The sequence below is a fragment of the Streptomyces sp. BE20 genome (assembly GCF_036322525.1).
GTDB lineage: Bacteria > Actinomycetota > Actinomycetes > Streptomycetales > Streptomycetaceae > Kitasatospora.
The window spans coordinates 56,918-81,633 of sequence record NZ_JAQYWW010001113.1; the positions used below are offsets into that span (position 1 = coordinate 56,918).

The following is a 24,716-nucleotide window of genomic DNA, read 5'->3' on the forward strand; positions in this document are numbered from 1 at the left end:
GAAAAGGCAGGGGGCCCACCGAAAACGGCGGGCCCCCTTGGGTGTTGCTCTCTTGTGCTCTGGTGACGGCCGGCGGCCGTCGGCGGACCCGAGGGGTCCCGAGCGATCAGAACATCGTGAGGATGGTCAGATAAGGGTGACGTTCTCCGCCTGCGGGCCCTTCGGGCCCTGAGTGACGTCGAAGCTGACCGCCTGGTTCTCCTCCAGCGAGCGGAAACCGCTCGCGTTGATGGCGGAGTAGTGGACGAAGACGTCGGGGCCGCCGCCCTCCTGGGCGATGAAGCCGAAGCCCTTCTCAGCGTTGAACCACTTGACGGTTCCCTGAGCCATGCCGTTCTCCTTGCGAGGGACGTGTCGGGGACCACACCGTGTGGCACCCGGTCCGCTGCGCTGATCGCCCTGCCTCCGGACGGGTCCGGAGTTTTTCGATATTGCTGAAAAACTACAAAAAGCCTGCGGTTACATGCTCCGCAGGCTTCAAGTACTGCAAGGGGAATCAAACTGCAACTGAGGGCAACGCTAGCATGCGGCTGCTGTGACGACCAGGGGTGACTTGCGGGCCGGACCGCACGTGTCGAAAGCCCGGATCAGCGGTGTCCGCCGGGCTGTTGGGCCCGTCGCGCACGGCCCGTCGGGACCGGTGGACGCGGCCCGTCGCGGCAGCGGACGCGGAGCGGGCCGGCACGCCGTGCGCGCGTGTCGGAAGGCCGGTGCCGGGCTTCCGGAACCTCGGGCATACCCTGCGGGGAGGCGCACGAACAGCAAGGGAGCGGCGCAGTGGCACCACCGGATGCGGAAACACGGGATCCCGAGGGGCACCCCCCGGTCCGGCCGCGGGTCGGGCACATCCAGTTCCTGAACTGCGTACCCCTCTACTGGGGACTGGCCAGGACCGGGAACCTGCTCGACCTCGACCTCACCAAGGACACCCCGGAGAAGCTCAGCGACCAACTGGTCCGCGGTTCGCTCGACATCGGGCCGATCACCTGCGTGGAGTACCTCCGGCACGCGGACGAACTGCTGGTGATGCCCGACATCGCGGTCGGCAGCGACGGCCCCGTGATGTCCTGCGTGATCGTCAGCAAGGTGCCGCTGGCCGACCTGGACGGCCGACGGGTCGCCCTCGGCTCCACCAGCCGGACCTCGGTCCGGCTCGCCCGGCTGCTGCTGGAGGAGCGCGAAGGCGTGCGCCCGGAGTACTTCAGCTGCCCGCCCGACCTGGACGCCATGCTCGCCGAGGCCGACGCGGCCGTCCTGATCGGCGACCCGGCGCTGCGCGCCTACCTCGGCCAGGCGGCCGCGCAGGGCCTGGCCGTGCACGACCTCGGCGAGATGTGGAAGGAGTGGACCGGACTGCCGTTCGTCTTCGCGGTCTGGGCCGCCCGCCGCGACTTCGCGGAGCGCCGGCCCGAGCTGACCGCGGCGGTGCACCGGGCCTTCCTGGAGTCCCGGGACCTCTCCCTGGTGGAGGCCCGCGAGGTCGCCGCGCACGCGGCCCGCTGGGAGACGTTCGACGCCGGCGTGCTGGAGCGGTACTTCAGCGAGGCGCTGGACTTCTCGCTCGGCGAGCGGCAGCTGGCCGGACTGGCCGAGTTCGCCCGCCGGGTCGCGTCCGACAGCGGTTTCGCGCCGGACGTGGCGGTCCGGCTGCTGGAACCGGCGCCCGTCGTGGCCTGACCGCCGGTCTCCTCGCCCGCGCCCCGGATCGTGGCCCGGATCGTGGCCCGGGTTGTGGCCCTCCACTGCCCCGCCGCCCGGTAGCGTCTGCACCCGGTATCCGTGTCCCGGAGGCGGGGCCATGCGGCGAGGGGAGCGTGCGGGGGATGCAGGCACTGGGATCGGACGATCCGCGCCGGGTGGGCGCCTACCGGCTGCTGCGCCGGCTCGGTGCGGGCGGCATGGGCCGGGTCTACCTCGGCCGGACCGCGGGCGGCCGCACGGTGGCGGTCAAGGTGGTCCGCGGCGAACTGGCCGAGGACGCCGAGTTCCGCGCCCGGTTCCGGCAGGAGGTGGACGCCGCCCGACGGGTCGGCGGCTCCTGGACGGCACCGGTCCTGGACGCGGACACCGAGGGCGAACGCCCCTGGGTGGCCACCGGCTACATCGCCGGCCCCGCGCTCGGCGCCGCCGTCACGGAGCACGGGCCGCTGCCCGAGCCGGCGGTCCGGACCCTCGGGGCCGGCCTCGCCGAGGCGCTCGACCACGTCCACGGCCTCGGGCTGGTCCACCGCGACGTCAAACCGTCCAACGTGCTGCTGACCCTGGACGGTCCGCGGCTGATCGACTTCGGCATCGCCCGCGCGCTGGACGCCGCCAGCGGGCTCACCCAGTCCGGCTACGTGGTCGGCTCACCCGGCTTCATGTCCCCCGAGCAGGCGAACGGGCAGCTCGCCGGACCGCCCAGCGACGTCTTCTCGCTGGGCGCCGTGCTCGGCTACGCCGCGACCGGGGTGCACCCCTTCGGCGAGGGCGTGAGCGCCGCCGTCCTCCTCTACCGGGTGGTGCACGAGGAACCGGACCTCTCCGGGCTGACCGACGGTTCGTTGCGTTCGGCCGTGCTCGCCTGCCTGTCCAAGGACCCGGCGGCCCGCCCGACCCCGCGCGAGCTGCGCGCCTGGCTGGACCCGGACGGCTCGGCCGCCGCCCGGCTGGGGCGGGGCGGCTGGCTGCCGGCGGCGCTGGCGGCGGCGGTCGGGCGGAGTGCGGTGCAACTGCTGGACCTGGAGGCCGAGGTCTCCTCGGTGGGAGCGGGCCCGCCGTTTCCGGGGGCGCCGGGAGCGGACCGGACGCCGACCTACGTCCCCGGCGCGGGGGCCGACGTGCGCGGCGGGCCGGGTACGGGGGAGACCCCGGCGGTCGGGGCCGCCTCCCGGCGCCGGTACGGGCCCTGGCTCCTGGCGGGTGCGCTGCTGCTGGCGGCGGGGGCCGGCTACGGCGCCTACCGGGTGTGGGGGCCGGAGGACCCGCCCGCCGTGGTCACCGCGACGGGGACGGGCTCGCCGAGCGCCCCGGCCACCGGGGGCGCCACCCGGCCGCCGCCGTCGACCGTGACCGGCGGGCCGTCCGGCGGGCCGTCGCCGTCGGGAGGGCCCTCGGGCGGGACGGCGACCGGGGGGATGCCGTCCGCTGGCGCATCCGGGAGCGGTGCCCCGACGACCGGGCCGAGCGTCGTCCCGGAACGCTTCCTCGGCACCTGGCGCGGGGAGATGAACACCCAGAAGGGGGTGCCCGCCGGCACCACCACCCTGGTCATCGGAAAGGCGGCGCTCGGTCAGGAGGCCACCACCAGCCGCAACGAGCTCAGCGGGCTGCTCTCGGTGAGCTGCGAGGGCGCCTGGACGCTCACCTCGGCCGAACCGGAGAAGCTGGTGTTCACCTCCCGGCTGGTCCGCTCCTCACTGCCCGGGGCCTGCACCGGCGGCTCGTACTCCGAGACGCTCACCCTGCAGAAGGACGGCGCGATCCTCTTCACCTCGGCCGACCCGAAGGCCGGGAACCCGTCCGGGACGCTACGGCGGGCGGGCTGACGCGGGGCGGCGGAGGCGCTGGCGTAGGCTGAACCGGATGCGGCGGGGGTCCGACCTGGCGGTTCGATCCGCCGGCACGACCCCGGGGCGCAACCCGGAACCGTGCCCGTCCGGCAGGGCCCGCAAGACCAGCAGTACCCGAGAGAGAGAAGGCCGTCAGGTGTCCGAGCTCGCAGCGACCACCCTCGATGCGCCCAGCACCGACCTGCAGGCCGTGCTCGACCGGGCGGCCGGCGGCGGCCGGATCAGCCCGGAGGAGGCGCTGGAGCTCTACCGCTCGGCCCCGCTGCACGCGCTCGGCTCGGCGGCCGACGCGGTGCGCCGCCGGCGCTACGCCGGTACCGAGCACATCGCGACGTACATCATCGAGCGCAACATCAACTACACCAACGTCTGTGTGACGGCGTGCAAGTTCTGCGCCTTCTACGTGGCGCCGAAGAGCACCAAGGGCTGGTCCCGCGACCTCGACGAGATCCTGCGCCGCTGCGCGGAGACGGTCGAGCTGGGCGGCACCCAGATCATGTTCCAGGGCGGCCACCACCCGGACTACGGCGTGGAGTACTACGAGCGCGCCTTCTCGGCGATCAAGACGGACTTCCCGCAGCTGGTGATCCACTCGCTGGGCGCGTCCGAGGTCGAGCACATGGCCCGGATCTCGGGCGTCTCGATCGAGGAGGCCGTCACCCGGATCCACAAGGCAGGTCTCGACTCCTTCGCCGGTGCCGGCGCCGAGCTGCTGCCGGAGCGTCCGCGCAAGGCGATCGCCCCGCTCAAGGAGTCCGGCGAGCGCTGGCTGGAGATCATGGAGACCGCCCACGGCCTGGGCGTCGAGTCCACCTCCACCATGCTGATGGGCACCGGCGAGACCAACGCCGAGCGGATCGAGCACCTGCGGATGATCCGCGAGGTGCAGGACCGCACCGGCGGGTTCCGCGCCTTCATCCCGTACACCTACCAGCCGCAGAACAACCACCTGAAGGGGTCGACCCAGGCGACCGTCTTCGAGTACCTGCGGATGATCGCCATCGCCCGCCTCTTCCTGGACAACATCGCCCACATCCAGGGCTCCTGGCTGACCACCGGCAAGGAGGCCGGCCAGCTGTCGCTCCACTACGGCGCGGACGACCTGGGCTCGGTGATGCTGGAGGAGAACGTCGTCTCGGCGGCCGGCGCCAAGCACCGCTCCAACCTCACCGAGCTGATCCACCTGATCCGGGCGGCGGACCGCGTCCCCGCGCAGCGCTCGACCACCTACGAGCACCTGCGGGTGCTGGACGACCCGGCCAACGACCCGGTCGACCCGCGGGTCGCCTCGCACATCGCCTCCACCGCGATCGAGGGCGGCACGGCGCACCCCGAGCTGAAGATCCTCGACAACGGCTGAGCGCCTCCACTGCCGTGCTGACCCTGCACCGGGCGGCCCGTGTGCTGCCCGACCCGGCCGATCCCACCGCCCCGTCCTACGCCGACGGGGCGGTGCTCGTGCGTGGCGAGCTGATCGAGGCCGTCGGCCCGTACGACGGACTGGCGGCGGAGCACCCGGCGGCCCGGGTGCGGGACTGGGGCGACGGACTGCTCACCCCCGGTCTCCGCAACCCGTACGGGCGCTGGCTGCTGGAGTGTGCGTACCATCCGGACCCGCGTGAGGGGATCGGGGACGAGCCGGTGCCCGGAGGGCCGGAGGGGCTCGGGGGACCGGCCGACGAGGCGCGGTGCGGCGCGAGCGCCCGGCGCGGGCTCCAGCGGATGCTCGGGTTCGGGGTGACCGCGGTGGCCGGGCCGTTCGAACGCGCCTCGGTGCGGACGGCGGTGGCCCGGTCGGGGCTGGGCGTACCGGGCGGTGCGGGGGTCGAGGAGGGTCCGCTGGACCCGCTCGCGGTGCTCCCGTTCGTCGAGGCCGTGCACGGCCGTCTGGGGGTCGGGGGCCGGGCCGACTTCGCCGTGTTCGCACCCGGTGCGGACGGCCCGCGGGCCGGGGGCTGCCTGGCCACGGTGCTGGCCGGTCGACTGGTGTTCCGCCGACGGTGAGCTGCCCGCCGCGACCCGGCTCCGGGGACCGGCACGGGGTGGACGCCCGGATGCTACTCATTGGTAGTCATACCGTCATACTGCTGTTTTCCACTTCCCGGTGATCCCCCCTTGTGCCGCAGGGGAGTTGCTTCGTGTGCAGTCGAACTGCACCCCCGGCGAGGGTGTCTGATTCCCCCTTCGCCGTGACCTGAGGGCCCGCCAGCGGATAGCATCCCGCTCAGCTCAGTCCGTACCCTCACCACACTCCGCCCGTGCCCTCGGGCGGCGGGGCCCCGTCCCAGGCCCCGAACGCAAGCCAGGACAGGAACCATGCGATCCGCGACCGTCCCCCCGCCGCGCACCCCGCGGTTGGGCCGTGTTTGGTACCTCACCGCCGTGCTCAGCGCCGTACTGGCCGTCGGCATGTGCCTGCTGGGCTGGCGTCAGGCCGAGCAGGCCGACCGGATCGGCGCGCACCCGGTGACGGTCGAGGGCACGGTCACCCAGCTCCCCGCCGGCGGCGGTTCCTACAGCACCGTCAGCTACCGGGCCGTCGGCCAGCAGCACACCGCGGCGGCGCTGCCGCTCGCCGACGGCGTGAAGGTCGGTGACACGGTCTGCCTGGAGCACGCGGCCGACGACGCGGGCGCGGTCCGGGTCTGCGGCGACACCTACCCGCAACCGGTCGGCGTCGGGCTGGCCCGGTTCAGCGTCCCGGTGGCGGTGGTGCTCTTCGCCGTCTGCATGCTGAGGATCCGCAGGCACCGGCGCGACCTCGCCGTCCGGAGCGGGCAGAACCGGATCGCCACCACGGTGGCCATGGCGACCGGCGCGCTGGCCGAGGGGATGCCGGCGATAACCCACGGCAAGCGCTCGCGCCGCAAGCGCCGCTCCGGCGGGCGGCGCGGCCTGCACTGACGCTCCGCCCGCGCCGGGGTGAGGGCGTGTCGGGCGAGGACCGCGCCGGACCACGACGACGCAGGCCCCGTCCGGCCGCGGCCCGGCCGCACCGTCCGGGATCGCGCCGGACGTGCCCCGTTGCCCGGATCGTCCGGGCCAGGGTGAACAATGGGGTCGTGACCCGAGCCTCTCTGGACAAGCAGCCGCACGAAGTCGCCGCCATGTTCGACGACGTCGCGGCCAAGTACGACCGCACCAACGACGTGCTCTCCCTCGGCCAGGCCCGCGCCTGGCGCCGGGCGGTGGCCGAGGCCGTGGACGCCGGGCCGGGGGACCTCGTCCTCGACCTCGGGGCCGGCACCGGCACCTCCTCGCTGCCGTTCCGGGAGGCCGGGGCCGAGGTCGTCCCTTGCGACTTCTCGGTCGGCATGCTGACCGAGGGCAAGCGCCGCCACCCCGAGCTGGCGCTGACGGCCGGGGACGCCACCCGGCTGCCGTTCGCCGACGGCACCTTCGACTCGGTGACGATCTCCTTCGCGCTGCGCAACGTCCACGAGACCGAGGCGGCGCTGCGCGAGATGCACCGGGTCACCAAGCCCGGCGGCAAGCTGGTGATCTGCGAGTTCTCCACGCCGACCTGGACGCCGTTCCGGACGGTGTACACCGAGTACCTGATGCGCGCGCTGCCGCCGGTCGCCACCGCGGTCAGCAGCAACCCGGACGCCTACGTCTACCTCGCCGAGTCCATCCGGGCCTGGCCCGACCAGCCCGCTCTGGCGGGGCTGCTCCAGGAGGCCGGCTGGTCCAAGGTGGCCTGGCGCAACCTGACCGGCGGGATCGTCGCCCTGCACCGGGCGTACAGGGTCTGATCCCCGGGTCGGGCCGCCCCGGACCCGCCGGAGCCGACCGCGGTTCCGGCCGGGGCCCGGTCCGCAGCTCGTAGACTCGTCCAAGCCCAGCCGCGCCGGCCCCCGACGGCCGGCCGACCCCAGCAGGAGTGTGCCCACCGTGTCCGAGACCGCCGTCGACCTGAACGCAGGCGTTGTGGAGAGCACCGCGGACGTCATCGTGGTCGGCGCGGGCCCGGCCGGCTCCGCCACGGCGTACTACCTGGCCCAGGCGGGCCTGGACGTGCTGCTGCTGGAGAAGACCTCCTTCCCCCGGGAGAAGGTCTGCGGCGACGGACTCACCCCGCGCGCCACCAAGCAGCTCGTCGACATGGGCATCGACGTGTCGACGGCGAACGGCTGGCTGCACAACAAGGGGCTGCGGATCATCGGCGGCGGCGTCCGGCTGGAGCTGGACTGGCCCGAGCTGTCGGCGTTCCCCGACTACGGACTGGTCCGCAAGCGGGCCGACTTCGACGAGCTGCTCGCCCGTCAGGCCGAGAAGGCGGGTGCCCGGCTCTACGAGCGCTGCAACGTCGGCGGCCCGGTGCTGGACGAGCGGACCGGCCGGATCATCGGCGTCACCGCCCGGCTCGGCGAGGAGAAGCGGCCGGTGACCTTCCGGGCCCCGCTGGTGGTGGCCGCCGACGGCAACTCCACCCGGCTCTCGCTGGCCATGGGCCTGCACCGCCGCGAGGACCGGCCGATGGGCGTCGCCTACCGGACCTACTTCACCTCCCCGCGCCACGACGACGACTACCTGGAGTCGTGGCTGGAGCTGTGGGACACCCGCGGCGCCGAGCGGAAGCTGCTGCCCGGCTACGGCTGGGTCTTCGGCATGGGCGACGGCACCTCCAACGTCGGCCTCGGCATCCTCAACTCCTCGCCCGCCTTCGGCGAGCTGGACTGGCGCGAGGTCCTCAAGGCCTGGTGCGCCAGCATGCCGGAGGAATGGGGCTACACCCCCGAGAACATGACCGACCCGATCCGCGGTGCCGCGCTCCCGATGGCCTTCAACCGCCAGCCGCACTACACCCGCGGCCTGCTGCTGGTCGGCGACGCCGGAGGCATGGTCAACCCGTTCAACGGCGAGGGCATCGCCTATGCGATGGAATCCGGCCAGATCGCCGCCGGAGTCATCGTGCAGGCCCACGCCCGGCTGACCGACGCCGGCCGCGAGCGCGCCCTCCAGGCATACCCGCGCATCCTCAAGGACGTCTACGGCGGCTACTACACGCTCGGCCGCGCCTTCGTGAAGCTCATCGGCAACCCGAAGGTCATGCAGCTCGCCACCCAGCGGGGCCTGACCCACCCCGTCCTGATGAAGTTCGTCCTGAAGATGCTGGCCAACCTCACCGACCCCCAGGGCGGCGACGCGATGGACCGCATCATCAACGGCCTCGCCAAGGCCGCCCCCAACGCCTGACCCACGGGCCGGCGGCATCGTACCCCGGCGGCCCTTGACCCCGGCGGTACCGGACCCGGGCCCCGGCGGCCGGGAGCCCGAAGGCTCCGGCGCCGTGGGCCGCCCCGGGGTCAGCGCCGATCGGCCTCGGGCCGGTCCGCGTCCGGTCGAGCCGTCTCCGGTCGACCTGTCGCGGGCTGACCTGTCGCGGGCCGCCGGCCGGCGGCGGAGCGGCGTTCGACGTAGGCGAGGCGTTCGGCGAAGACCCGGGCCGCGTCGGGGGTGAGCGTCCGGAGGGCGACCAGGGCCGAGAAGACGACGTCGCAGAGCTCGTGCTGGACGTCGTCCCAGGTGTGGGTGACCCCCTTGCGCGGGTTCTGACCGGTGGCGCCGATCACGGCGGCGCTCACCTCACCGACCTCCTCGGAGAGTTTGAGGATCCGGGCCAGCCGTTCCTCCTGCGGAGGGAGCGGGCTCTCCTCGTCGAGCCAGGTGACGAGGTGGTCGACGCTCTCCCAGATCCTGCTGTCCATGCGGTGCTGCTCCCGTACGGTGTCGATGGCGTGGTCCACCGTACGGGAGCGGTGGCGTGCGGCGGCCGACCGCGGTGGGGGCCGGGCGGGGCCGGGGCTGCGGACGGGGCCCCGGCGGGAGGTCAGCGCTTGGCGATCCGGACGTCGCGGATCTTGACGAAGAGGTTCGGGTAGCCGTCGCCGGGGTTGTTCTGGTCGTCCTCGCCGGCGGCGGCGATCTTCTGGAGGACGTCCAGCCCCGCGGTGATCCGGCCGAAGGGCGTGTAGGCGGGGGAGAGCTTGGTGTCCTTCCAGACGAAGAAGAACTGGCTGCCGTTGGTGTTCGGCCCGGCGTTGGCCATGGCGACGGTTCCGGCGGGGTAGGTGGCGCCCTCCAGGTTCTCGTCGGGGAACGAGTAGCCCGGGCCTCCGCTGCCGGTGCCGGTCGGGTCGCCGCACTGCAGGACGAAGATCCGCTGGGTGGTGAGCCGGTGGCAGTGGCTGCGGTCGTAGTAGTCGTGCTCGGCGAGGAACCGGAACGAGAACGTGGTGCAGGGGGCCTTGTCGGTCAGCGCCTGGAAGGTGATCGCCCCCTGGGAGGTCCTCAGCGTCGCGCTGTAGGGCTTGGCGGCCCTCTTGGCGTCGAAGACCGGGATGCCCTTGAAGTTGTCGGCCGGGACCGCCGGGGTGTAGGTGCAGGCGGCGCCGGCGGCGGTGCCGGTCGACGGGGTCTCCGCGACGGCGGTGCCGGTGCTCACGGCGAGCGGCAGGACGGTGGCGGCGGCGATCAACGCCCAGTGTTTCCGCTTCACTTGACGGGCCTTCCGGTGGATGGGGGACGGCTGTGTTGTCATGGCGACATCATCCATGGCGGGGTGGGGATCCGGTAGGGGTGGAATGCCGTTGATCGTCCGGCCTCCGGTGCGCGAGGATGGCGGACCCCTGTTCCGCCCCGACCGGGCCCCGCGCCCGGTCGCCTGCTCGGCTCGTTGCTCAGCCCCGGGATCCGTCCGACGTCGTGCGGGACTCTCGTGTGCCGGTTCCCGTTCGCTCCGAAGAGGTCCTGCCCATGCGTGTTTCGTCGTCCGTTCTCCGAGATGTGCCGGTCCTGCTGGTGGCGGTGGTGTGGGGGTCGAGCTTCCTGGCGGTGCAGCGGGTGGCCGAGCCGGGGACGGTGGTGGCCATGCTGGTGCTGCGGTTCGGCCTCGTCCTGCCGTTGCTCGGGGTGTTCGCCTGGCGGGGGCTGCGGCGGATGGGGCGGGCGGAGTGGGCGGGCGGGGCGTCCCTGGGCCTCGTGCTCGGCGCGATCTTCCTCCTGGAGACCTTCGGCGCGGTCCACACCTCGGCGACCAACGCCGGCCTGATCATCAGCCTCACGATCGTGTTCACCCCGCTCGCGGAGAGCGTGCTCACCCGGACGCCGCTGCCGCGCCCGTTCGTCGCGGCGGCCGGACTGGCGGTGGTGGGCATCGCCCTGCTCACCGGGGACGGCGGGCTGCGGGCGCCGGCGTCGGGTGACCTCCTGGTGCTCGGCGCGGCCGTGGTGCGGACGGTCAACGTCCTGGCCACCTCCCGGGTCCGGGCGATCCGGGACACCGACACGCTGGCCGTCACCTGGGTGCAACTCGCCACCGCGACCCTGGTGTTCGCTGTCGTCGCGCCCTTCACCGGGCCGCTGCCCTGGACGGTCGCCGCCGCGTACGGGCCGGCCGAGTGGGGCTGGCTGCTGCATCTCGCGCTGCTCTGCACGCTGTTCGCGTTCTTCGTGCAGATGTGGGCGGTCCGCACCACCTCGCCCTCGCGGGTCAGCCTGCTGCTCGGTACCGAACCGCTCTGGGCGGCGGTCTTCGGGATCACGCTCGCCGGCAACCACCTCGGCCCGCTCGCCCTGGCGGGCGGCGCCCTCGTCCTGGTCGCCACCGAGTGGGGGCGCCGGACCGCGGTGGCACCGCTCCGGGACGGTGCGCCTGCGGGACGCGCGGGGGAGCCGGGTGCGGCGGGGCCGGGCGTGGAGACGGCGCCGGAGCGGGCCTCGGCCTGACCGACGGGCGCGGCCGCGGACGTCCGCCCGCCGCCGTACACCGCCGCACACCGTGCGGGCGGGCACCTTCCGGTGCCCGCCCGCACGTCTCCGTGCCCGCCCGCCGGTACCGTCCGCGCCCCAACTCGGCTTCCCGTTCGCGCGCTTGTGAACGAAGGGTCAAGCGGGCGTTCGGGAGGCCGCCACCCCTGCGGGTGAGCCGACATAACACGTCAACCCGGCGCTCTGAAATTTGCCCCGGACCGCGCATAGTTGATATAGGAGCGCGGCTCTGACCTGCCGCTTCGCAGATAAATGCGACGGGTTGTGATCGTTTGACTTCTTTGTGTCGACAACTCTCGCCATGTTCACTTTCGCCACCATTCGAGAGGTGGCGGAGATCACAAAGATCGTCTTGAACTGCGTGTCGCAGATCACAAGCTGACGGGCATAGGATGCGCTCGTTCCAGGCTTTGTGAACTGCCTCACATGAGGTGGATCACGGGAACTGGAACACCGGGTTCACCGCAGTGTGACCCGTCGGTTCCGATCTGCAGTCAAGGACGACTGGACGGAGGGAGCGGGGGCTATGAATGCCTACGCGCCGATCCTCGTACTCGGTGCCATCGCGGCGGCGTTCGCGGTCGGCTCCGTCGTGATGGCCTCACTGACCGGGCCCAAGCGGTACAACCGGGCCAAGTTGGAGGCGTACGAGTGCGGCATCGAACCGACCCCGCAGCCCGTGGGCGGCGGCCGGTTCCCGATCAAGTACTACCTGACGGCGATGCTCTTCATCGTCTTCGACATCGAGATCGTCTTTCTCTATCCGTGGGCGGTGAGCTTCGACGCCCTGGGGATCTTCGGACTGGTCGAGATGCTCCTGTTCATCGCCACTGTCTTCGTTGCGTACGCCTACGTCTGGCGGCGCGGCGGTCTGGAGTGGGACTGAGCCTGGAGCGGGACCGGGTGCCGGGCGGCCGCCGGAGCTTGTGAACGGGCGGACAAAGCCTGAACGGGCGGATGAACCACAGGACTTGAGGGCATTGAGAGGGATCTGATGGGAATCGAGGAGAAGCTGCCGAGCGGCTTTCTGCTCACGAGCGTGGAGACGGCCGCCGGCTGGGTGCGCAAGGCGTCGCTCTTCCCGGCCACCTTCGGGCTCGCCTGCTGCGCGATCGAGATGATGACCACGGGCGCGGGCCGCTACGACCTGGCCCGGTTCGGCATGGAGGTCTTCCGGGGCTCGCCCCGGCAGGCCGATCTCATGATCGTGGCAGGTCGCGTGAGCCAGAAGATGGCCCCGGTGCTGCGCCAGGTGTACGACCAGATGGCCAACCCGAAGTGGGTCATCTCGATGGGCGTCTGCGCCTCGTCGGGGGGGATGTTCAACAACTACGCGATCGTGCAGGGCGTCGACCACATCGTCCCGGTCGACATCTACCTGCCGGGCTGTCCGCCCCGCCCGGAGATGCTGATGGACGCGATCCTGAAGCTGCACGACAAGATCCAGCACGAGCCGCTCGGCGCGAACAAGCGCCGTGCCGAGGAGTTGGGCGAGGCGCTCGCGCTGCAGGCCACCCCGGTGAGCGAGATGCGGGGGCTGCTGCGATGAGCGACCAGGTACCCGAGACCCGGCGCGAGGAGCCGCGCCGCGAGATCCCGGTCGAGGTGGTCGGGCGCCGGCAGGGCATGTTCGGCGCCCAGGGCAGCGGTGACACCTCCGGCTTCGGCGGGCTGGTCGCCCCGATCGCGCTGCCGCCGGCCGGCGGACGCCCGTACGGCGGCTGGTTCGACGAGGTGGCCGACGAGCTGGAGGGCGCACTGGAGGAGCAGGGGCTCGACCCGGCCGACGTGATCGAGAAGACCGTCGTCGACCGTGCCGAGCTCACCTTCCACATCGCCCGCGAGCACCTGCTCCGCACCGCCCGCACCCTGCGCGACGACCCGGCCCTCCGGTTCGAGCTCTGTCTCGGTGTGAGCGGCGTGCACTACCCGGGCGACTCCGGGCGCGAGTTGCACGCGGTCTACCACCTGCGCTCGATCACCCACGGCCGGCTGATCCGGCTGGAGGTCGCCGCACCGGACGCCGACCCGCGCGTCCCGTCCGTGGTGAGCGTCTACCCGACCAACGACTGGCACGAGCGCGAGGCCTACGACTTCTTCGGCCTGGTCTTCGAGGACCACCCGGCGCTCACCCGGATCATGATGCCGGACGACTGGCTGGGCCACCCGCAGCGCAAGGACTACCCGCTCGGCGGCATCCCCGTCGAGTACAAGGGCGCCCAGATCCCGGCGCCCGACCAGCGGAGGTCGTACAGCTGATGAGCACCCAGCACTACGAAGAGGCGCACCAGGAGGCGGCGGAGGCCGCAGCCCGGGAGACCACCGAGGGCCGGGTCTTCACGGTCACCGGCGGTGACTGGGGCGAGGTGGTCGAGGCCGTCGGCCGGGCCGACGACGAACGCATCATCGTCAACATGGGTCCCCAACACCCGTCCACCCACGGCGTGTTGCGACTCATCCTGGAGATCGACGGCGAGACGGTGACCGAGGCCCGCTGCGGTATCGGCTACCTCCACACCGGCATCGAGAAGAACATGGAGTTCCGCAACTGGGTCCAGGGCACCACCTTCGTGACCCGCATGGACTACCTGACTCCGCTGTTCAACGAGACCGCCTACTGCCTGGCGGTCGAGAAGCTGCTCGGCATCACCGACGACGTCCCGGACCGGGCCAGCGTCATCCGCGTCCTGATGATGGAGCTCAACCGGATCTCCTCCCACCTGGTCTGCCTGGCCACCGGCGGCATGGAGATCGGCTCCACCACGCTGATGATCTACGGCTTCCGGGACCGCGAACTGATCCTGGACGTCTTCGAGCTGGTCACCGGCCTGCGGATGAACCACGCGTACGTCCGCCCCGGGGGCCTCGCCCAGGACCTCCCGCCCGGCGCGGTGGACCAGATCCGCGAGGCCGTGAAGACCATCCGCTCCCGGATGCACGAGTACGACAAGCTCGCCACCGGCAACCCGGTCTTCAAGGCCCGCCTGGTCGACGTCGGATTCCTCGACCTGCCCGGCTGCCTCGCGCTCGGCGCCACCGGTCCGATCCTGCGGGCCACCGGCCTGCCCCACGACCTGCGCAAGACCGACCCGTACTGCGGCTACGAGAACTACGACTTCGAGGTCGCGGTCGCCGACGGCGCCGACTCCTACGGCCGCTTCCTGATCCGCCTGGAGGAGATGAAGGAGTCGCTGCGGATCGTCGAGCAGTGCCTGGACCGGCTCCGCCCCGGCCCGGTCATGGTGGCCGACAAGAAGATCGCCTGGCCGGCCCAGCTCGCCGTCGGCCCGGACGGGATGGGCAACTCGCTCGACCACATCCGGAAGATCATGGGCACCTCGATGGAGGCCCTGATCCACCACTTCAAGCTGGTCACCGAGGGCTTCCGGGTCCCGGCCGGCCAGGCGTACGCGGCCGTCGAGTCACCCAAGGGCGAGCTCGGCGTGCACGTGGTCAGCGACGGCGGGACGAGGCCGTACCGGGTTCACTTCCGGGACCCGTCGTTCACCAATCTGCAGACGATGGCGGCGATGTGCGAGGGCGGCCAAGTGGCCGACGTGATCGTCGCGGTGGCCGGGATCGACCCGGTGATGGGAGGCGTGGACCGGTGACAGACGTCCAGTTGGGGATGCCGGCGCTGCCGGCCGGGCCGTACCCCGAGGAGGTGCACGCCAGGCTGGCGGCCGACGCGAAGGAGCTGATCGGGCGCTACCCGGTGGCCCGGTCCGCGCTGCTGCCGCTGCTGCACCTGGTGCAGTCCGAGGAGGGCTTCGTCAGCCCGACCGGCATCCGGTTCTGCGCCGAGCAGTTGGACCTCACCACCGCCGAGGTCACCGCCGTCGCCACCTTCTACACCATGTACCGGCGCCGGCCCGCGGGCGAGTACCACGTCGGGGTCTGCACCAACACGCTCTGCGCGGTGCTCGGCGGCGACCAGATCTTCGAGGAGCTCCAGCAGCACCTCGACGTCACGAACAACGAGACCACCGAGGACGGCCGGATCTCGATCGAGCACATCGAGTGCAACGCGGCCTGCGACTACGCGCCCGTGGTGATGGTCAACTGGGAGTTCTTCGACAACCAGACCCCGGAGAGCGCCAAGCAGCTGGTCGACGACCTGCGGGCGGGCCGGGAGGCCCGGCCCACCCGCGGTGCCAAGCTCTGCTCCTTCAAGGAGACCGCCCGCATCCTGGCCGGCTTCCCGGACGAGCGCACCGGGGCCGTCGACGAGTCCGGCGCCGGCGGCGCCCCCTCGCTGGCCGGCCTGCGGCTGGCCCGCGGTGAGGCCCTGCCCGGCACCGGCGGTACCCGCGTCGTCTCGCCCCGTCACGAAGGGACCGAAGCGTGATGACCTCCGCCGAGCCGGCCGAGAAGCTGCTCACCCCGGTGCTCTCCGCCTCCTGGGACGACACCAGGCCATGGACCCTCGCCACCTACCGCCGCCACGCCGGGTACGAGGGGCTGAAGGCCGCCCTCGCGATGGCCCCGGACGAGGTGATCGCGCTGGTCAAGGACGCCGGCCTGCGCGGTCGCGGCGGCGCCGGTTTCCCCACCGGCATGAAGTGGCAGTTCATCCCCCAGAACGACGGCAAGCCGCACTACCTGGTGGTCAACGCGGACGAGTCGGAGCCGGGGACCTGCAAGGACATCCCCCTGCTCTTCGCCAACCCGCACTCGCTGATCGAGGGCATGATCATCGCGTCCTACGCGATCCGCTGCGACCACGCCTTCATCTACCTGCGCGGCGAGGTCGTCCCGGTGCTGCGCCGGCTGCAGGCCGCCGTCGCCGAGGCGTACGAGGCCGGACTGCTCGGCAAGGACGCCCTCGGACCCGGCCTGGACCTGGACATCACCGTCCACGCCGGCGCCGGCGCGTACATCTGCGGCGAGGAGACGGCCCTGCTCGACTCGCTGGAGGGGCGCCGCGGCCAGCCGAGGCTGCGCCCGCCGTTCCCGGCCATCGCCGGTCTCTACGCCTGCCCGACGGTGGTCAACAACGTCGAGTCGATCGCGTCGGTGCCGCCGATCCTGGCCAAGGGCAAGGAGTGGTTCAAGGGACTGGGCACCGAGAAGTCCCCCGGCTTCACGCTCTACTCGCTCTCCGGCCACGTCACCAACCCCGGCCAGTACGAGGCCCCGCTGGGCATCACCCTGCGCCAGCTGCTCGACATCAGCGGCGGCATCCGGTCCGGCCACCGGCTCAAGTTCTGGACCCCGGGCGGTTCCTCCACCCCGATGTTCACCGACGAGCACCTCGACGTCCCGCTCGACTACGAGGGGGTCGGCGCGGCCGGCTCGATGCTGGGCACCAAGGCGCTGCAGATCTTCGACGAGACCACCTGCGTGGTCCGTGCGGTCACCCGCTGGACGGAGTTCTACGCCCACGAGTCCTGCGGCAAGTGCACCCCCTGCCGCGAGGGCACCTACTGGCTGGTCCAGCTGCTCCGGCGGATCGAGGCCGGCGAAGGCGTCGCGGGGGACCTCGACAAGCTCCTCGACATCGCCGACAACATCAACGGCAAGTCCTTCTGCGCGCTGGGGGACGGTGCGGCCAGCCCGATCGTCTCCTCGCTCCAGCACTTCCGGGCCGAGTACGAGCAGCACCTCGCGGAGCGCCGCTGCCCCTTCGACCCGACCGCCTCCACCGTCTGGGCCGACGGCCCCCGCCCCGGCCACCAGTCCGCCACCGAAAGGGAGGTGCACGCGTGACGATCACAGAGCCAGCCACCTCCAAGGCCGCGGTCGAACTGGTCACGCTCACCATCGACGGCGTCGAAGTGCAGGTCCCCAAGGGGACGTTGGTGATCCGGGCCGCCGAGCAGGTGGGCACCCAGATCCCGCGCTTCTGCGACCACCCGCTGCTCGACCCGGCCGGCGCCTGCCGCCAGTGCATCGTCGAGATCGAGGGCCAGCGCAAGCCGGTCGCCTCGTGCACCATCCCGGTGGCCGAGGGCATGGTGGTCCGGACGCAGGTCAGCTCGCCGGTCGCCGAGAAGGCGCAGCGCGGCGTGATGGAACTGCTGCTGATCAACCACCCGCTGGACTGCCCGGTCTGCGACAAGGGCGGTGAGTGCCCGCTGCAGAACCAGGCGATGTCGACCGGTGACACCGACTCCCGTTTCGAGGGGATGAAGCGCACCTACGAGAAGCCGGTCCCGATCAGCACCCAGGTGCTGCTGGACCGCGAGCGGTGCGTGCTCTGCGCCCGCTGCACCCGCTTCTCCCAGCAGATCGCCGGCGACCCGTTCATCGACCTGGTCGAGCGCGGCGCGCTCCAGCAGGTCGGTACCGGTGAGGGTGACGACTTCGCGTCGTACTTCTCCGGCAACACCATCCAGATCTGTCCGGTCGGCGCCCTCACCTCGGCGGCTTATCGTTTCCGCTCCCGCCCGTTCGACCTGGTCTCGTCGCCGAGCGTCTGCGAGCACTGCTCGGCGGGCTGCGCCCAGCGCACCGACCACCGGCGCGGCAAGGTGCTCCGCCGGCTGGCCGGCGAGGACCCGGCGGTCAACGAGGAGTGGAACTGCGACAAGGGCCGGTTCGCCTTCCGCTACGCCCAGCAGCGTGACCGGATCACCACCCCGCTGGTCCGCAAGGACGGCGAACTGGTCACCGCCTCCTGGCCGGAGGCGCTGGCGAGGGCGGCCGAGGGACTGCGCGGCGCCCGGGCCGGCGTGCTGACCGGCGGCCGGGTCACCGTCGAGGACGCCTACGCGTACGCGAAGTTCGCCCGCGTGGTGCTCGGCACCAACGACGTGGACTTCCGGTCCCGCCCGCACAGCGGTGAGGAGGCGGACTTCCTGGCCGCCGCCGTCGCCGGCCGCGGCGTCGACGTGGACGGCACCGGCGTCTCCTACGACGAGCTGGAGGCGGCGCCGGGCGTGCTGCTCGCCGGCCTGGAGCCGGAGGAGGAGTCGCCGATCGTCTTCCTGCGGCTGCGCAAGGCGAGCATTGCCCGCGGACTGCGGGTCTTCTCGATCGCCACGCACGCGTCCCGGGGCCTGGCCAAGCTGCGCGGTGCGCTGCTGCCGGCGGCCCCCGGCACCGAGGCCGAGTGGCTGGCGGCGCTCGCCGCCGACGAGCCGCTCAACGACGACGCGGGCCGGGCCGCCGAACTGCTCCGCACCCCGGGCTCGGTCATCCTGGTCGGTGAGCGGCTGTCCGCCGCCCCCGGCGCGCTCACCGCGGCGCTCCGGCTGGCGCACGCCACCGGTGCCCGGATCGCCTGGGTCCCGCGTCGGGCCGGCGAGCGCGGTGCGGTCGAGGCGGGTGCGCTGCCCGGTCTGCTGCCGGGCGGCCGTCCGGTCGCCGCCCCGGCGGCCCGGGCCGAGGCCGCCGCCGCCTGGGGAGTGGCCGAACTCCCCTCCCGGCTGGGCCGGGACACCGAGCAGATCCTCGCGGCCGCCGCCCACGGCGAGCTGGACGCGCTGCTGGTCGGCGGCGTCGACCCGGACGACCTGCCCGACCCGGCGCTGGCCGAGGAGGCGCTGGCCGCCGCACGGTTCGTGGTGTCGCTGGAGCTGCGGCCGTCCGCCGTCACCGCGCACGCGGACGTGGTGCTGCCGGTCGCCGCCGTCGCCGAGAAGGCCGGCACCTTCCTGGACTGGGAGGGCCGGGTGCGGATGTTCGAGGCCGCGCTCAAGCCGGACCAGCAGATGGGCCACCACCTGCACCCGGACCTGCGGGTGCTGACCATGCTCGCCGACGCGCTGGGCCACCGGCTGGGGCTGCCCGACGTCCGGGCCGTCCGGTCGGAGCTGGACCGGTTCGCGCCCTGGACCGGTGACCGTCCGGCCGCCCCGGCGGCCCACCCGGGTCTGCTGCCGCGGCCGGCCGCCGGCCAGGCGGTCCTGGCCGGCTGGCGGCTGCTGCTCGACCGCGGCACCCTCCAGCAGGGTGACCCGCACCTGGCCGGCACCCGGCACCCGGCGGTCGCCCGGATCTCGCCGACCACCGCAGAGGAGCTCGGCGCCGACGGCCCGCCCGTCGCGCTGCGGCTGACCGGCCCGGCAGGCTCGCTCGTCCTGCCGCTGGAGATCACCAAGGAGATGCCGGACCGCACGGTCTGGATCCCGCTCAACTCCACCCCGGGCGGCGCCTACCGCGCGCTCGGCACCACCATCGGCCACCTGGTCACCATCGCCGCGGCGGAGGCCATCGAGCCCGACGAGGAGGAGAAGTGAGTCTCGCCGCACTCGACGTCTCGGCGTTCGACGCCGCCGCGTCCCTGCTCGCGTCCCACGACGTCACCGCGTCCGCGGCGGCGGCCCAGGAGGTCGCCGCGTACGGGACGCTCGGCTTCTTCGGGCGCGACCCCTGGTGGCTGGTGCTGCTCAAGGCGGTCTTCTGCTTCGCCTTCCTGGTCGGCACGGTGCTTGTGGCGATCGTCTGGGAGCGCAAGGTGGTGGCCTGGATGCAGCTGCGCATCGGGCCCAACCGGCACGGCCCGTGGGGCCTGCTGCAGTCGCTCGCCGACGGGGTGAAGCTGGCGCTCAAGGAAGACCTGGTGGTCAAGAACGCCGACAAGGCGGTCTACATCCTGGCCCCGATCGTCTGCGCCATCCCCGCCTTCATGGCCTTCGCGGTGATCCCGTTCGGCCCGGCCGGTGACGAGGTGTCGATCTTCGGCACCCGGACGCCGCTCCAGCTGACCGACTTCCCGGTGGCGCTGCTCTACATCCTGGCCACCGCCTCGGTCGGTATCTACGGCATCGTGCTGGCGGGCTGGTCCTCCGGCTCGACGTACCCGCTGCTCGGCGGGATCCGCTCCTCGGCCCAGATGATCAGCTACGAGATCGCGATGGGCCTGTCCTTCGCGGCGGTGTTCATCTACTCGGGCTCGATGTCCACGTCGGAGATCGTCTCCTCGCAACAGCCGACCTGGTTCGCGGTGCTGTTGCCGGTGTCGTTCATCGTCTACATCATCGCGATGGTCGGGGAGACCAACCGGGCGCCGTTCGACCTCCCGGAGGCCGAGGGCGAGCTCGTCGGCGGCTTCAACACCGAGTACTCCTCGCTGAAGTTCGCGATGTTCATGCTCGCCGAGTACGTGAACATGGTGACCGTGTCGGCCGTCGCCTCCACCTTGTTCCTGGGTGGCTGGCGGGCTCCCTGGCCAGTCTCCACCTTCTGGGAGGGCGCCAACCACGGCTGGTGGCCGATGCTCTGGATCATCCTCAAGATCCAGCTGCTGCTCTTCTTCTTCATCTGGCTGCGCGGCACCCTGCCCCGGCTCCGCTACGACCAGTTCATGAAGCTGGGCTGGAAGGTGCTGATCCCGGTCTCGCTGGTCTGGCTGGTGATGGTGGCCAGTGTCCGGGCCCTGCGCAACGAGGGCTACGAGTTCGGCCAGGTGGTGCTCTACGTCGGAGCCCCGGTCGGCGTCCTCCTGCTGCTCGGCCTGCTCCGGGACGTCGTGCAGCGCAAGCCCGAACCCGAACAGGCCGCCCCGGAACCCGTGTTCGACCCGATGGCGGGTGGGTACCCGGTGCCGCCGCTGCCCGGTCAGCAGCTTCCGCCGGTCCCGCGCCGGCGCAGCCGCGCCCCGAAGCAACTCCAGGACGCCCTCAACGGGGCCGACCATTCCGAAGGGAGCTGAACCGAGATGTCGTCCGACCAGAACGCCCGGGCCGACCGGCCCGAACCGACCGAGAAGCCGTCCGTCCTCGGGCCGGCCGCCGGCTTCGGCGTGACCTTCAAGGCCATGTTCAAGAAGCGGCTCACCGAGCAGTACCCGGAGCAGAAGAAGCCCACCGCTCCGCGCTTCCACGGCCGCCACCAGCTGAACCGGCACCCGGACGGTCTGGAGAAGTGCGTCGGCTGCGAGCTCTGCGCGTGGGCCTGCCCGGCCGACGCGATCTACGTCGAGGGCGCCGACAACCGGGACGACGAGCGCTACTCGCCCGGTGAGCGGTACGGCGCGGTCTATCAGATCAACTACGCGCGCTGCATCCTCTGCGGTCTCTGCATCGAGGCCTGCCCGACCCGTGCGCTCACCATGACCAACGAGTACGAGCTGGCGGACTCCTCCCGCGCCGACCTCATCTTCACCAAGGAACAGCTGCTGGTCGGCCTCTCCGAGGGCATGGTCGACAGCCCGCACTCGATCTTCCCGGGCACCGACGAGGGTGCGTACTACCGGGGCGAGATCACCGCGGCGGCGCCCGGGACGGTCCAGCAGGAGCGCACCGACCGGGAGAGGGAGGAGCTGTCGTGACCACCGCCCCCGCCACTCTCGCCGCCGTCACGGGCGCGACCTCCACCGGCGAGGCCGTGCAGTTCTGGGTCCTCGCGGTGATCGCCGTCGGCGGCGCGCTCGGCATGCTGCTGATGAAGAAGGCCGTGCACAGCGCGCTCTGCCTGGCCGCCACCATGCTCGCCCTGGCGGTCTGCTACATGGCCCAGGGCGCGGTCTTCCTGGGCGTGGTGCAGATCGTCGTCTACACCGGCGCGATCATGATGCTCTTCCTCTTCGTGGTGATGCTGGTCGGCGTCACCAGCGCGGACTCGCTGAAGGAACAGCTGAAGGGCCAGCGGTTCGCCGCCGTGTTCTGCGGCCTGGGCTTCGGGGTGCTGCTGCTCGCCGGCGTCGCCAACGCCAAGCTGGACACCTTCGTCGGCCTCGGCGAGGCCAACGCCGAGGGCAACGTCCAGGGCCTGGCCCGGCTGATCTTCACCAAGTACGTCTGGGCCTTCGAGGTCACCGGCGCACTGCTGATCACCGCCGCGATCGGCGCCATGGTGCTGACCCACCGCGAGCACGTGAAGCCGCCGAAGACCCAGCGCGAGCTGGCCGACCAGCGGGTCAGGGACAACCTCCAGCTCCCGCCGAAGCCGGCGCCCGGTGTCTACGCCCGGCACAACGCGGTCGACATCCCGGCCCTGCTGCCGGACGGTTCCATCGCCGAGGACTCGGTGATGGCGACCCTCCGCGAGCGCGGCCAGATCCGCGACGTCAGCCACGAGATGCTGGCGCGGATGGCCGAGCTGGAGTCCGCCACCGCCGACTGGCTGGGCCGCCCGCCGTCCGAGCGCCCGCCGGTGACCGGCCCGCGCAAGGCGCTGGAGCAGCCGGAGAACCGGCGCAAGACCCTTGAGCCGGTCCCGAACAACCACCCGGCACCCGACCACGACGAGGAGGGGGCGGAGTGAATCCGGTCAACTACCTCTATCTCTCCGCCCTGTTGTTCACCATCGGCGCCTCCGGTGTACTGCTCCGGCGGAACGCGATCGTCCTGTTCATGTGCGTCGAGCTGATGCTCAACGCCTCCAACCTGGCGCTGGTCACGTTCTCCCGCCTGCACGGCAACCTGGACGGCCAGATCATCGCGTTCTTCACCATGGTGGTCGCGGCGGCCGAGGTCGTCGTCGGCCTCGCCATCATCGTCTCCATCTTCCGGACCAGGCACTCCGCTTCGGTCGATGACAGCAACCTCATGAAGCTGTAGGCGGAGGGCCTTCGGTGAACTCACTCATTCCGCTGCTGGTCGCGGCTCCGCTGGCCGGCGCCGCCCTGCTCCTGCTCGGCGGCCGGGTATTCGACCGGTTCGGCCACTGGCTGGCCACCGCGCTCGCCGCCCTCTCCTTCGGCTTCGGCGTCGTCCTCTTCTCGGACATGCTGGGCCGGGAGGCCGAGGACCGCGCGCTCACCGAGCACCTGTTCAGCTGGATCCCGGTGAACGGCTTCCAGGCCGACATCGCCTTCCGGCTCGACCAGCTCTCGATGACCTTCGTCCTGCTGATCACCGGCGTGGGCACCCTGATCCACCTCTACTCGGTGGGTTACATGGCGCACGACGAGCGCAGGCGCCGGTTCTTCGCCTACCTGAACCTCTTCCTGTCGGCCATGCTGCTGCTGGTGACCGCCGACAACTACCTCCTGCTGTACTTCGGTTGGGAGGGCGTCGGGCTCGCCTCGTACCTGCTGATCGGCTTCTGGCAGCACAAGCCGAGCGCCGCCACCGCCGCGAAGAAGGCGTTCATCGTCAACCGCGTCGGTGACATGGGCCTCTCGATCGCGATCATGCTGATGTTCGTCGAGTTCGGCTCCTTCGCGTTCGAGCCGGTCTTCGGCGCCGCGGACCAGGCGAGCGAGGGCAAGCTGACCGCGATCGGCCTGATGCTGCTGCTCGCCGCCTGCGGCAAGTCCGCCCAGGTGCCGCTGCAGTCCTGGCTCGGGGACGCCATGGAGGGTCCGACCCCGGTCTCCGCCCTGATCCACGCGGCCACCATGGTGACCGCCGGCGTCTACCTGATCACCCGTTCCGGGGCGATCTTCAACCTGGCGCCGGACGCCCAGACCGCCGTGGTGGTGGTCGGCACGGTCACCCTGCTGTTCGGGGCGATCGTCGGTTGCGCCAAGGACGACATCAAGAAGGCGCTGGCCGGCTCGACCATGTCGCAGATCGGCTACATGATCCTCGCGGCCGGCCTCGGCCCGATCGGCTACGCCTTCGCGATCATGCACCTGGTGACCCACGGCTTCTTCAAGGCGGGGCTCTTCCTCGGCGCCGGGTCGGTCATGCACGGCATGAACGACGAGGTGAACATGCGTCACTACGGCGGTCTGCGGAAGTTCATGCCGATCACCTTCGTGACCTTCGGCCTCGGCTACCTGGCGATCATCGGGTTCCCCGGCCTCTCCGGGTTCTTCTCCAAGGACAAGATCATCGAGGCGGCCTTCGCCAAGGGCGGCACCGAGGGCTGGATCCTCGGTCTCTGCACCCTGCTCGGCGCCGCCGTCACCGCGTTCTACATGACCCGGGTGATGATCCTGACGTTCTTCGGCGAGCGCCGCTGGCAGCCGGACACCGAGGGCAACGACCCGCACCCGCACGAGTCGCCGAAGACCATGACCGCCCCGATGATCGTGCTGGCCTTCGGCTCGGTCTTCGCCGGTGCGATCTTCGCCTACAACAGCTCCTTCGTCACCTGGCTGGAGCCGGTCACCGGCCACTCCCACGGCGACTCGCCGCTCGGCGAGCTCACCGTCACCCTGCTCACCACCGCCTGCATGGTGGTCGGCGTCGCGGTCTCGTACCTGGTGTACGGCCGCTCCGCCGTCCCGGTGGTGCCGCCGTACGGCTCCCCGCTCACCCGGGCCGCCCGTCGGGACCTCCTCCAGGACGACTTCAACCACGCCGTCCTGGTCCGCCCCGGCTCGGCGCTCACCGCGGCGCTGGTCTACTTCGACAGCCGCGGCCTGGACGGCTTCGTCAACGGCCTGGCCGCCACCATCGGCGGCATCTCCAGCAGGCTGCGCCGGATCCAGAACGGCTACGTCCGGTCGTACGCGCTCTCCATGTTCGGCGGCACGCTGGTGCTGGTCGCCACGACTCTCCTGATGAGGTCCGTCTGATGGATTGGGATTACACACACCGTCGGGAGGTCCGG

At 71.7% G+C, this 24,716-nt stretch carries 23 protein-coding genes; 20 read left to right on the plus strand and 3 right to left on the minus strand.

Annotated elements, in window-relative coordinates:
• Nucleotides 1-126 precede the first annotated feature (126 nt).
• The gene (locus PUR61_RS33515; RefSeq protein ID WP_329883282.1) at nt 127-330 is read right to left on the minus strand and encodes a cold-shock protein; all 204 of its coding nucleotides are present in this window, start codon (nt 328-330) and stop codon (nt 127-129) included.
• Nucleotides 331-777: 447 nt separating this feature from the next.
• On the opposite strand from PUR61_RS33515, the gene PUR61_RS33520 reads away from it, so the two are divergent.
• The 7 genes from PUR61_RS33520 to PUR61_RS33550 all read left to right on the plus strand — a co-directional run bounded on the left by PUR61_RS33520 (nt 778) and on the right by PUR61_RS33550 (nt 8,750).
• Entirely contained in the window at nt 778-1,677 is a 900-nt protein-coding gene (locus tag PUR61_RS33520) for a menaquinone biosynthetic enzyme MqnA/MqnD family protein (RefSeq protein WP_329883283.1), read from the plus strand.
• Nucleotides 1,678-1,823: 146 nt separating this feature from the next.
• The gene (locus tag PUR61_RS33525) at nt 1,824-3,527 is read left to right on the plus strand and encodes a serine/threonine-protein kinase (RefSeq protein WP_329883284.1); all 1,704 of its coding nucleotides are present in this window, start codon (nt 1,824-1,826) and stop codon (nt 3,525-3,527) included.
• A gap of 160 nt (nt 3,528-3,687) precedes the next feature.
• Nucleotides 3,688-4,911, plus strand: a complete 1,224-nt coding sequence (gene mqnC / locus PUR61_RS33530; RefSeq protein ID WP_329883285.1) for a cyclic dehypoxanthinyl futalosine synthase — start codon at nt 3,688-3,690, stop codon at nt 4,909-4,911.
• A gap of 14 nt (nt 4,912-4,925) precedes the next feature.
• Nucleotides 4,926-5,555, plus strand: coding sequence for an amidohydrolase family protein (locus PUR61_RS33535; RefSeq protein WP_443035284.1), 630 nt, complete (start codon nt 4,926-4,928; stop codon nt 5,553-5,555).
• Between the two features lie 312 nt (nt 5,556-5,867).
• The gene (locus PUR61_RS33540; RefSeq protein WP_329883286.1) at nt 5,868-6,455 is read left to right on the plus strand and encodes a hypothetical protein; all 588 of its coding nucleotides are present in this window, start codon (nt 5,868-5,870) and stop codon (nt 6,453-6,455) included.
• A gap of 158 nt (nt 6,456-6,613) precedes the next feature.
• A complete protein-coding gene (locus PUR61_RS33545; RefSeq protein WP_329883287.1) occupies nt 6,614-7,306 on the plus strand; it encodes a demethylmenaquinone methyltransferase in 693 nt (230 codons plus the stop codon).
• Nucleotides 7,307-7,466: 160 nt separating this feature from the next.
• The gene (locus tag PUR61_RS33550; protein ID WP_329883367.1) at nt 7,467-8,750 is read left to right on the plus strand and encodes a geranylgeranyl reductase family protein; all 1,284 of its coding nucleotides are present in this window, start codon (nt 7,467-7,469) and stop codon (nt 8,748-8,750) included.
• A gap of 110 nt (nt 8,751-8,860) precedes the next feature.
• On the opposite strand, the gene PUR61_RS33555 is transcribed toward PUR61_RS33550, so the two are convergent.
• Complete coding sequence (locus tag PUR61_RS33555) at nt 8,861-9,262, minus strand: MazG-like family protein (RefSeq protein ID WP_329883288.1); 402 nt, start codon at nt 9,260-9,262, stop codon at nt 8,861-8,863.
• 122 nt (nt 9,263-9,384) lie between these two features.
• The gene (locus PUR61_RS33560) at nt 9,385-10,095 is read right to left on the minus strand and encodes a peptidylprolyl isomerase (protein WP_329883289.1); all 711 of its coding nucleotides are present in this window, start codon (nt 10,093-10,095) and stop codon (nt 9,385-9,387) included.
• Nucleotides 10,096-10,310: 215 nt separating this feature from the next.
• Here PUR61_RS33560 and PUR61_RS33565 point away from each other — a divergent pair, with 215 nt between their 5' ends.
• From PUR61_RS33565 to nuoL, 13 genes are all read left to right on the plus strand, one after another.
• On the plus strand, nt 10,311-11,282 hold the full coding sequence (locus tag PUR61_RS33565; RefSeq protein ID WP_329883290.1) for a DMT family transporter: 972 nt from the start codon (nt 10,311-10,313) through the stop codon (nt 11,280-11,282).
• A gap of 568 nt (nt 11,283-11,850) precedes the next feature.
• Entirely contained in the window at nt 11,851-12,210 is a 360-nt protein-coding gene (locus tag PUR61_RS33570) for an NADH-quinone oxidoreductase subunit A (RefSeq protein WP_014137597.1), read from the plus strand.
• Nucleotides 12,211-12,318: 108 nt separating this feature from the next.
• A complete protein-coding gene (locus tag PUR61_RS33575; protein ID WP_266271098.1) occupies nt 12,319-12,873 on the plus strand; it encodes a NuoB/complex I 20 kDa subunit family protein in 555 nt (184 codons plus the stop codon).
• A complete protein-coding gene (locus PUR61_RS33580) occupies nt 12,870-13,583 on the plus strand; it encodes an NADH-quinone oxidoreductase subunit C (protein WP_329883291.1) in 714 nt (237 codons plus the stop codon). Before PUR61_RS33575 ends, PUR61_RS33580 begins: the two co-directional genes overlap by 4 nt.
• Nucleotides 13,583-14,935, plus strand: a complete 1,353-nt coding sequence (locus tag PUR61_RS33585; protein WP_329883292.1) for an NADH-quinone oxidoreductase subunit D — start codon at nt 13,583-13,585, stop codon at nt 14,933-14,935. The genes PUR61_RS33580 and PUR61_RS33585 overlap by 1 nt, the downstream gene beginning before the upstream one ends.
• Nucleotides 14,932-15,672: an NADH-quinone oxidoreductase subunit NuoE gene (gene nuoE, locus PUR61_RS33590; RefSeq protein WP_329883293.1), complete on the plus strand. Its 741-nt coding sequence runs from the start codon at nt 14,932-14,934 to the stop codon at nt 15,670-15,672. The genes PUR61_RS33585 and nuoE overlap by 4 nt, the downstream gene beginning before the upstream one ends.
• Nucleotides 15,672-17,033: an NADH-quinone oxidoreductase subunit NuoF gene (gene nuoF, locus PUR61_RS33595; RefSeq protein WP_329883294.1), complete on the plus strand. Its 1,362-nt coding sequence runs from the start codon at nt 15,672-15,674 to the stop codon at nt 17,031-17,033. The genes nuoE and nuoF overlap by 1 nt, the downstream gene beginning before the upstream one ends.
• The gene (locus PUR61_RS33600) at nt 17,030-19,507 is read left to right on the plus strand and encodes an NADH-quinone oxidoreductase subunit G (RefSeq protein WP_329883295.1); all 2,478 of its coding nucleotides are present in this window, start codon (nt 17,030-17,032) and stop codon (nt 19,505-19,507) included. The genes nuoF and PUR61_RS33600 overlap by 4 nt, the downstream gene beginning before the upstream one ends.
• A 44-nt stretch (nt 19,508-19,551) precedes the next feature.
• Nucleotides 19,552-20,922 (plus strand): NADH-quinone oxidoreductase subunit NuoH, encoded by a 1,371-nt coding sequence (nuoH, locus tag PUR61_RS33605; protein ID WP_380359840.1) that lies wholly within the window; start codon nt 19,552-19,554, stop codon nt 20,920-20,922.
• A gap of 6 nt (nt 20,923-20,928) precedes the next feature.
• Nucleotides 20,929-21,540: an NADH-quinone oxidoreductase subunit NuoI gene (nuoI, locus tag PUR61_RS33610; RefSeq protein WP_329883297.1), complete on the plus strand. Its 612-nt coding sequence runs from the start codon at nt 20,929-20,931 to the stop codon at nt 21,538-21,540.
• Entirely contained in the window at nt 21,537-22,475 is a 939-nt protein-coding gene (locus PUR61_RS33615) for an NADH-quinone oxidoreductase subunit J (RefSeq protein WP_329883298.1), read from the plus strand. Before nuoI ends, PUR61_RS33615 begins: the two co-directional genes overlap by 4 nt.
• Nucleotides 22,472-22,771, plus strand: coding sequence for an NADH-quinone oxidoreductase subunit NuoK (gene nuoK / locus PUR61_RS33620; protein WP_329883299.1), 300 nt, complete (start codon nt 22,472-22,474; stop codon nt 22,769-22,771). The genes PUR61_RS33615 and nuoK overlap by 4 nt, the downstream gene beginning before the upstream one ends.
• Before the next feature lie 14 nt (nt 22,772-22,785).
• Nucleotides 22,786-24,681 carry an NADH-quinone oxidoreductase subunit L gene (gene nuoL / locus PUR61_RS33625; protein ID WP_329883300.1) on the plus strand — a complete coding sequence of 632 codons (1,896 nt, stop codon included), beginning with the start codon at nt 22,786-22,788 and terminating at the stop codon, nt 24,679-24,681.
• The last annotated feature ends 35 nt before the right edge of the window (nt 24,682-24,716 follow it).

Coding starts and splice junctions, on each gene's coding strand:
- PUR61_RS33565 (WP_329883290.1), top strand. CDS start 10,311: ATGCGTGTTTCGTCGTCCGTTCTCCGAGATGTGCCGGTCCTGCTGGTG.
- PUR61_RS33540 (WP_329883286.1), top strand. CDS start 5,868: ATGCGATCCGCGACCGTCCCCCCGCCGCGCACCCCGCGGTTGGGCCGT.
- PUR61_RS33575 (WP_266271098.1), top strand. CDS start 12,319: ATGGGAATCGAGGAGAAGCTGCCGAGCGGCTTTCTGCTCACGAGCGTG.
- nuoI (WP_329883297.1), top strand. CDS start 20,929: ATGTCGTCCGACCAGAACGCCCGGGCCGACCGGCCCGAACCGACCGAG.
- PUR61_RS33515 (WP_329883282.1), bottom strand. CDS start 330: ATGGCTCAGGGAACCGTCAAGTGGTTCAACGCTGAGAAGGGCTTCGGC.
- PUR61_RS33570 (WP_014137597.1), top strand. CDS start 11,851: ATGAATGCCTACGCGCCGATCCTCGTACTCGGTGCCATCGCGGCGGCG.
- nuoF (WP_329883294.1), top strand. CDS start 15,672: ATGACCTCCGCCGAGCCGGCCGAGAAGCTGCTCACCCCGGTGCTCTCC.
- PUR61_RS33560 (WP_329883289.1), bottom strand. CDS start 10,095: ATGACAACACAGCCGTCCCCCATCCACCGGAAGGCCCGTCAAGTGAAG.
- PUR61_RS33585 (WP_329883292.1), top strand. CDS start 13,583: ATGAGCACCCAGCACTACGAAGAGGCGCACCAGGAGGCGGCGGAGGCC.
- PUR61_RS33555 (WP_329883288.1), bottom strand. CDS start 9,262: ATGGACAGCAGGATCTGGGAGAGCGTCGACCACCTCGTCACCTGGCTC.
- PUR61_RS33525 (WP_329883284.1), top strand. CDS start 1,824: ATGCAGGCACTGGGATCGGACGATCCGCGCCGGGTGGGCGCCTACCGG.
- PUR61_RS33580 (WP_329883291.1), top strand. CDS start 12,870: ATGAGCGACCAGGTACCCGAGACCCGGCGCGAGGAGCCGCGCCGCGAG.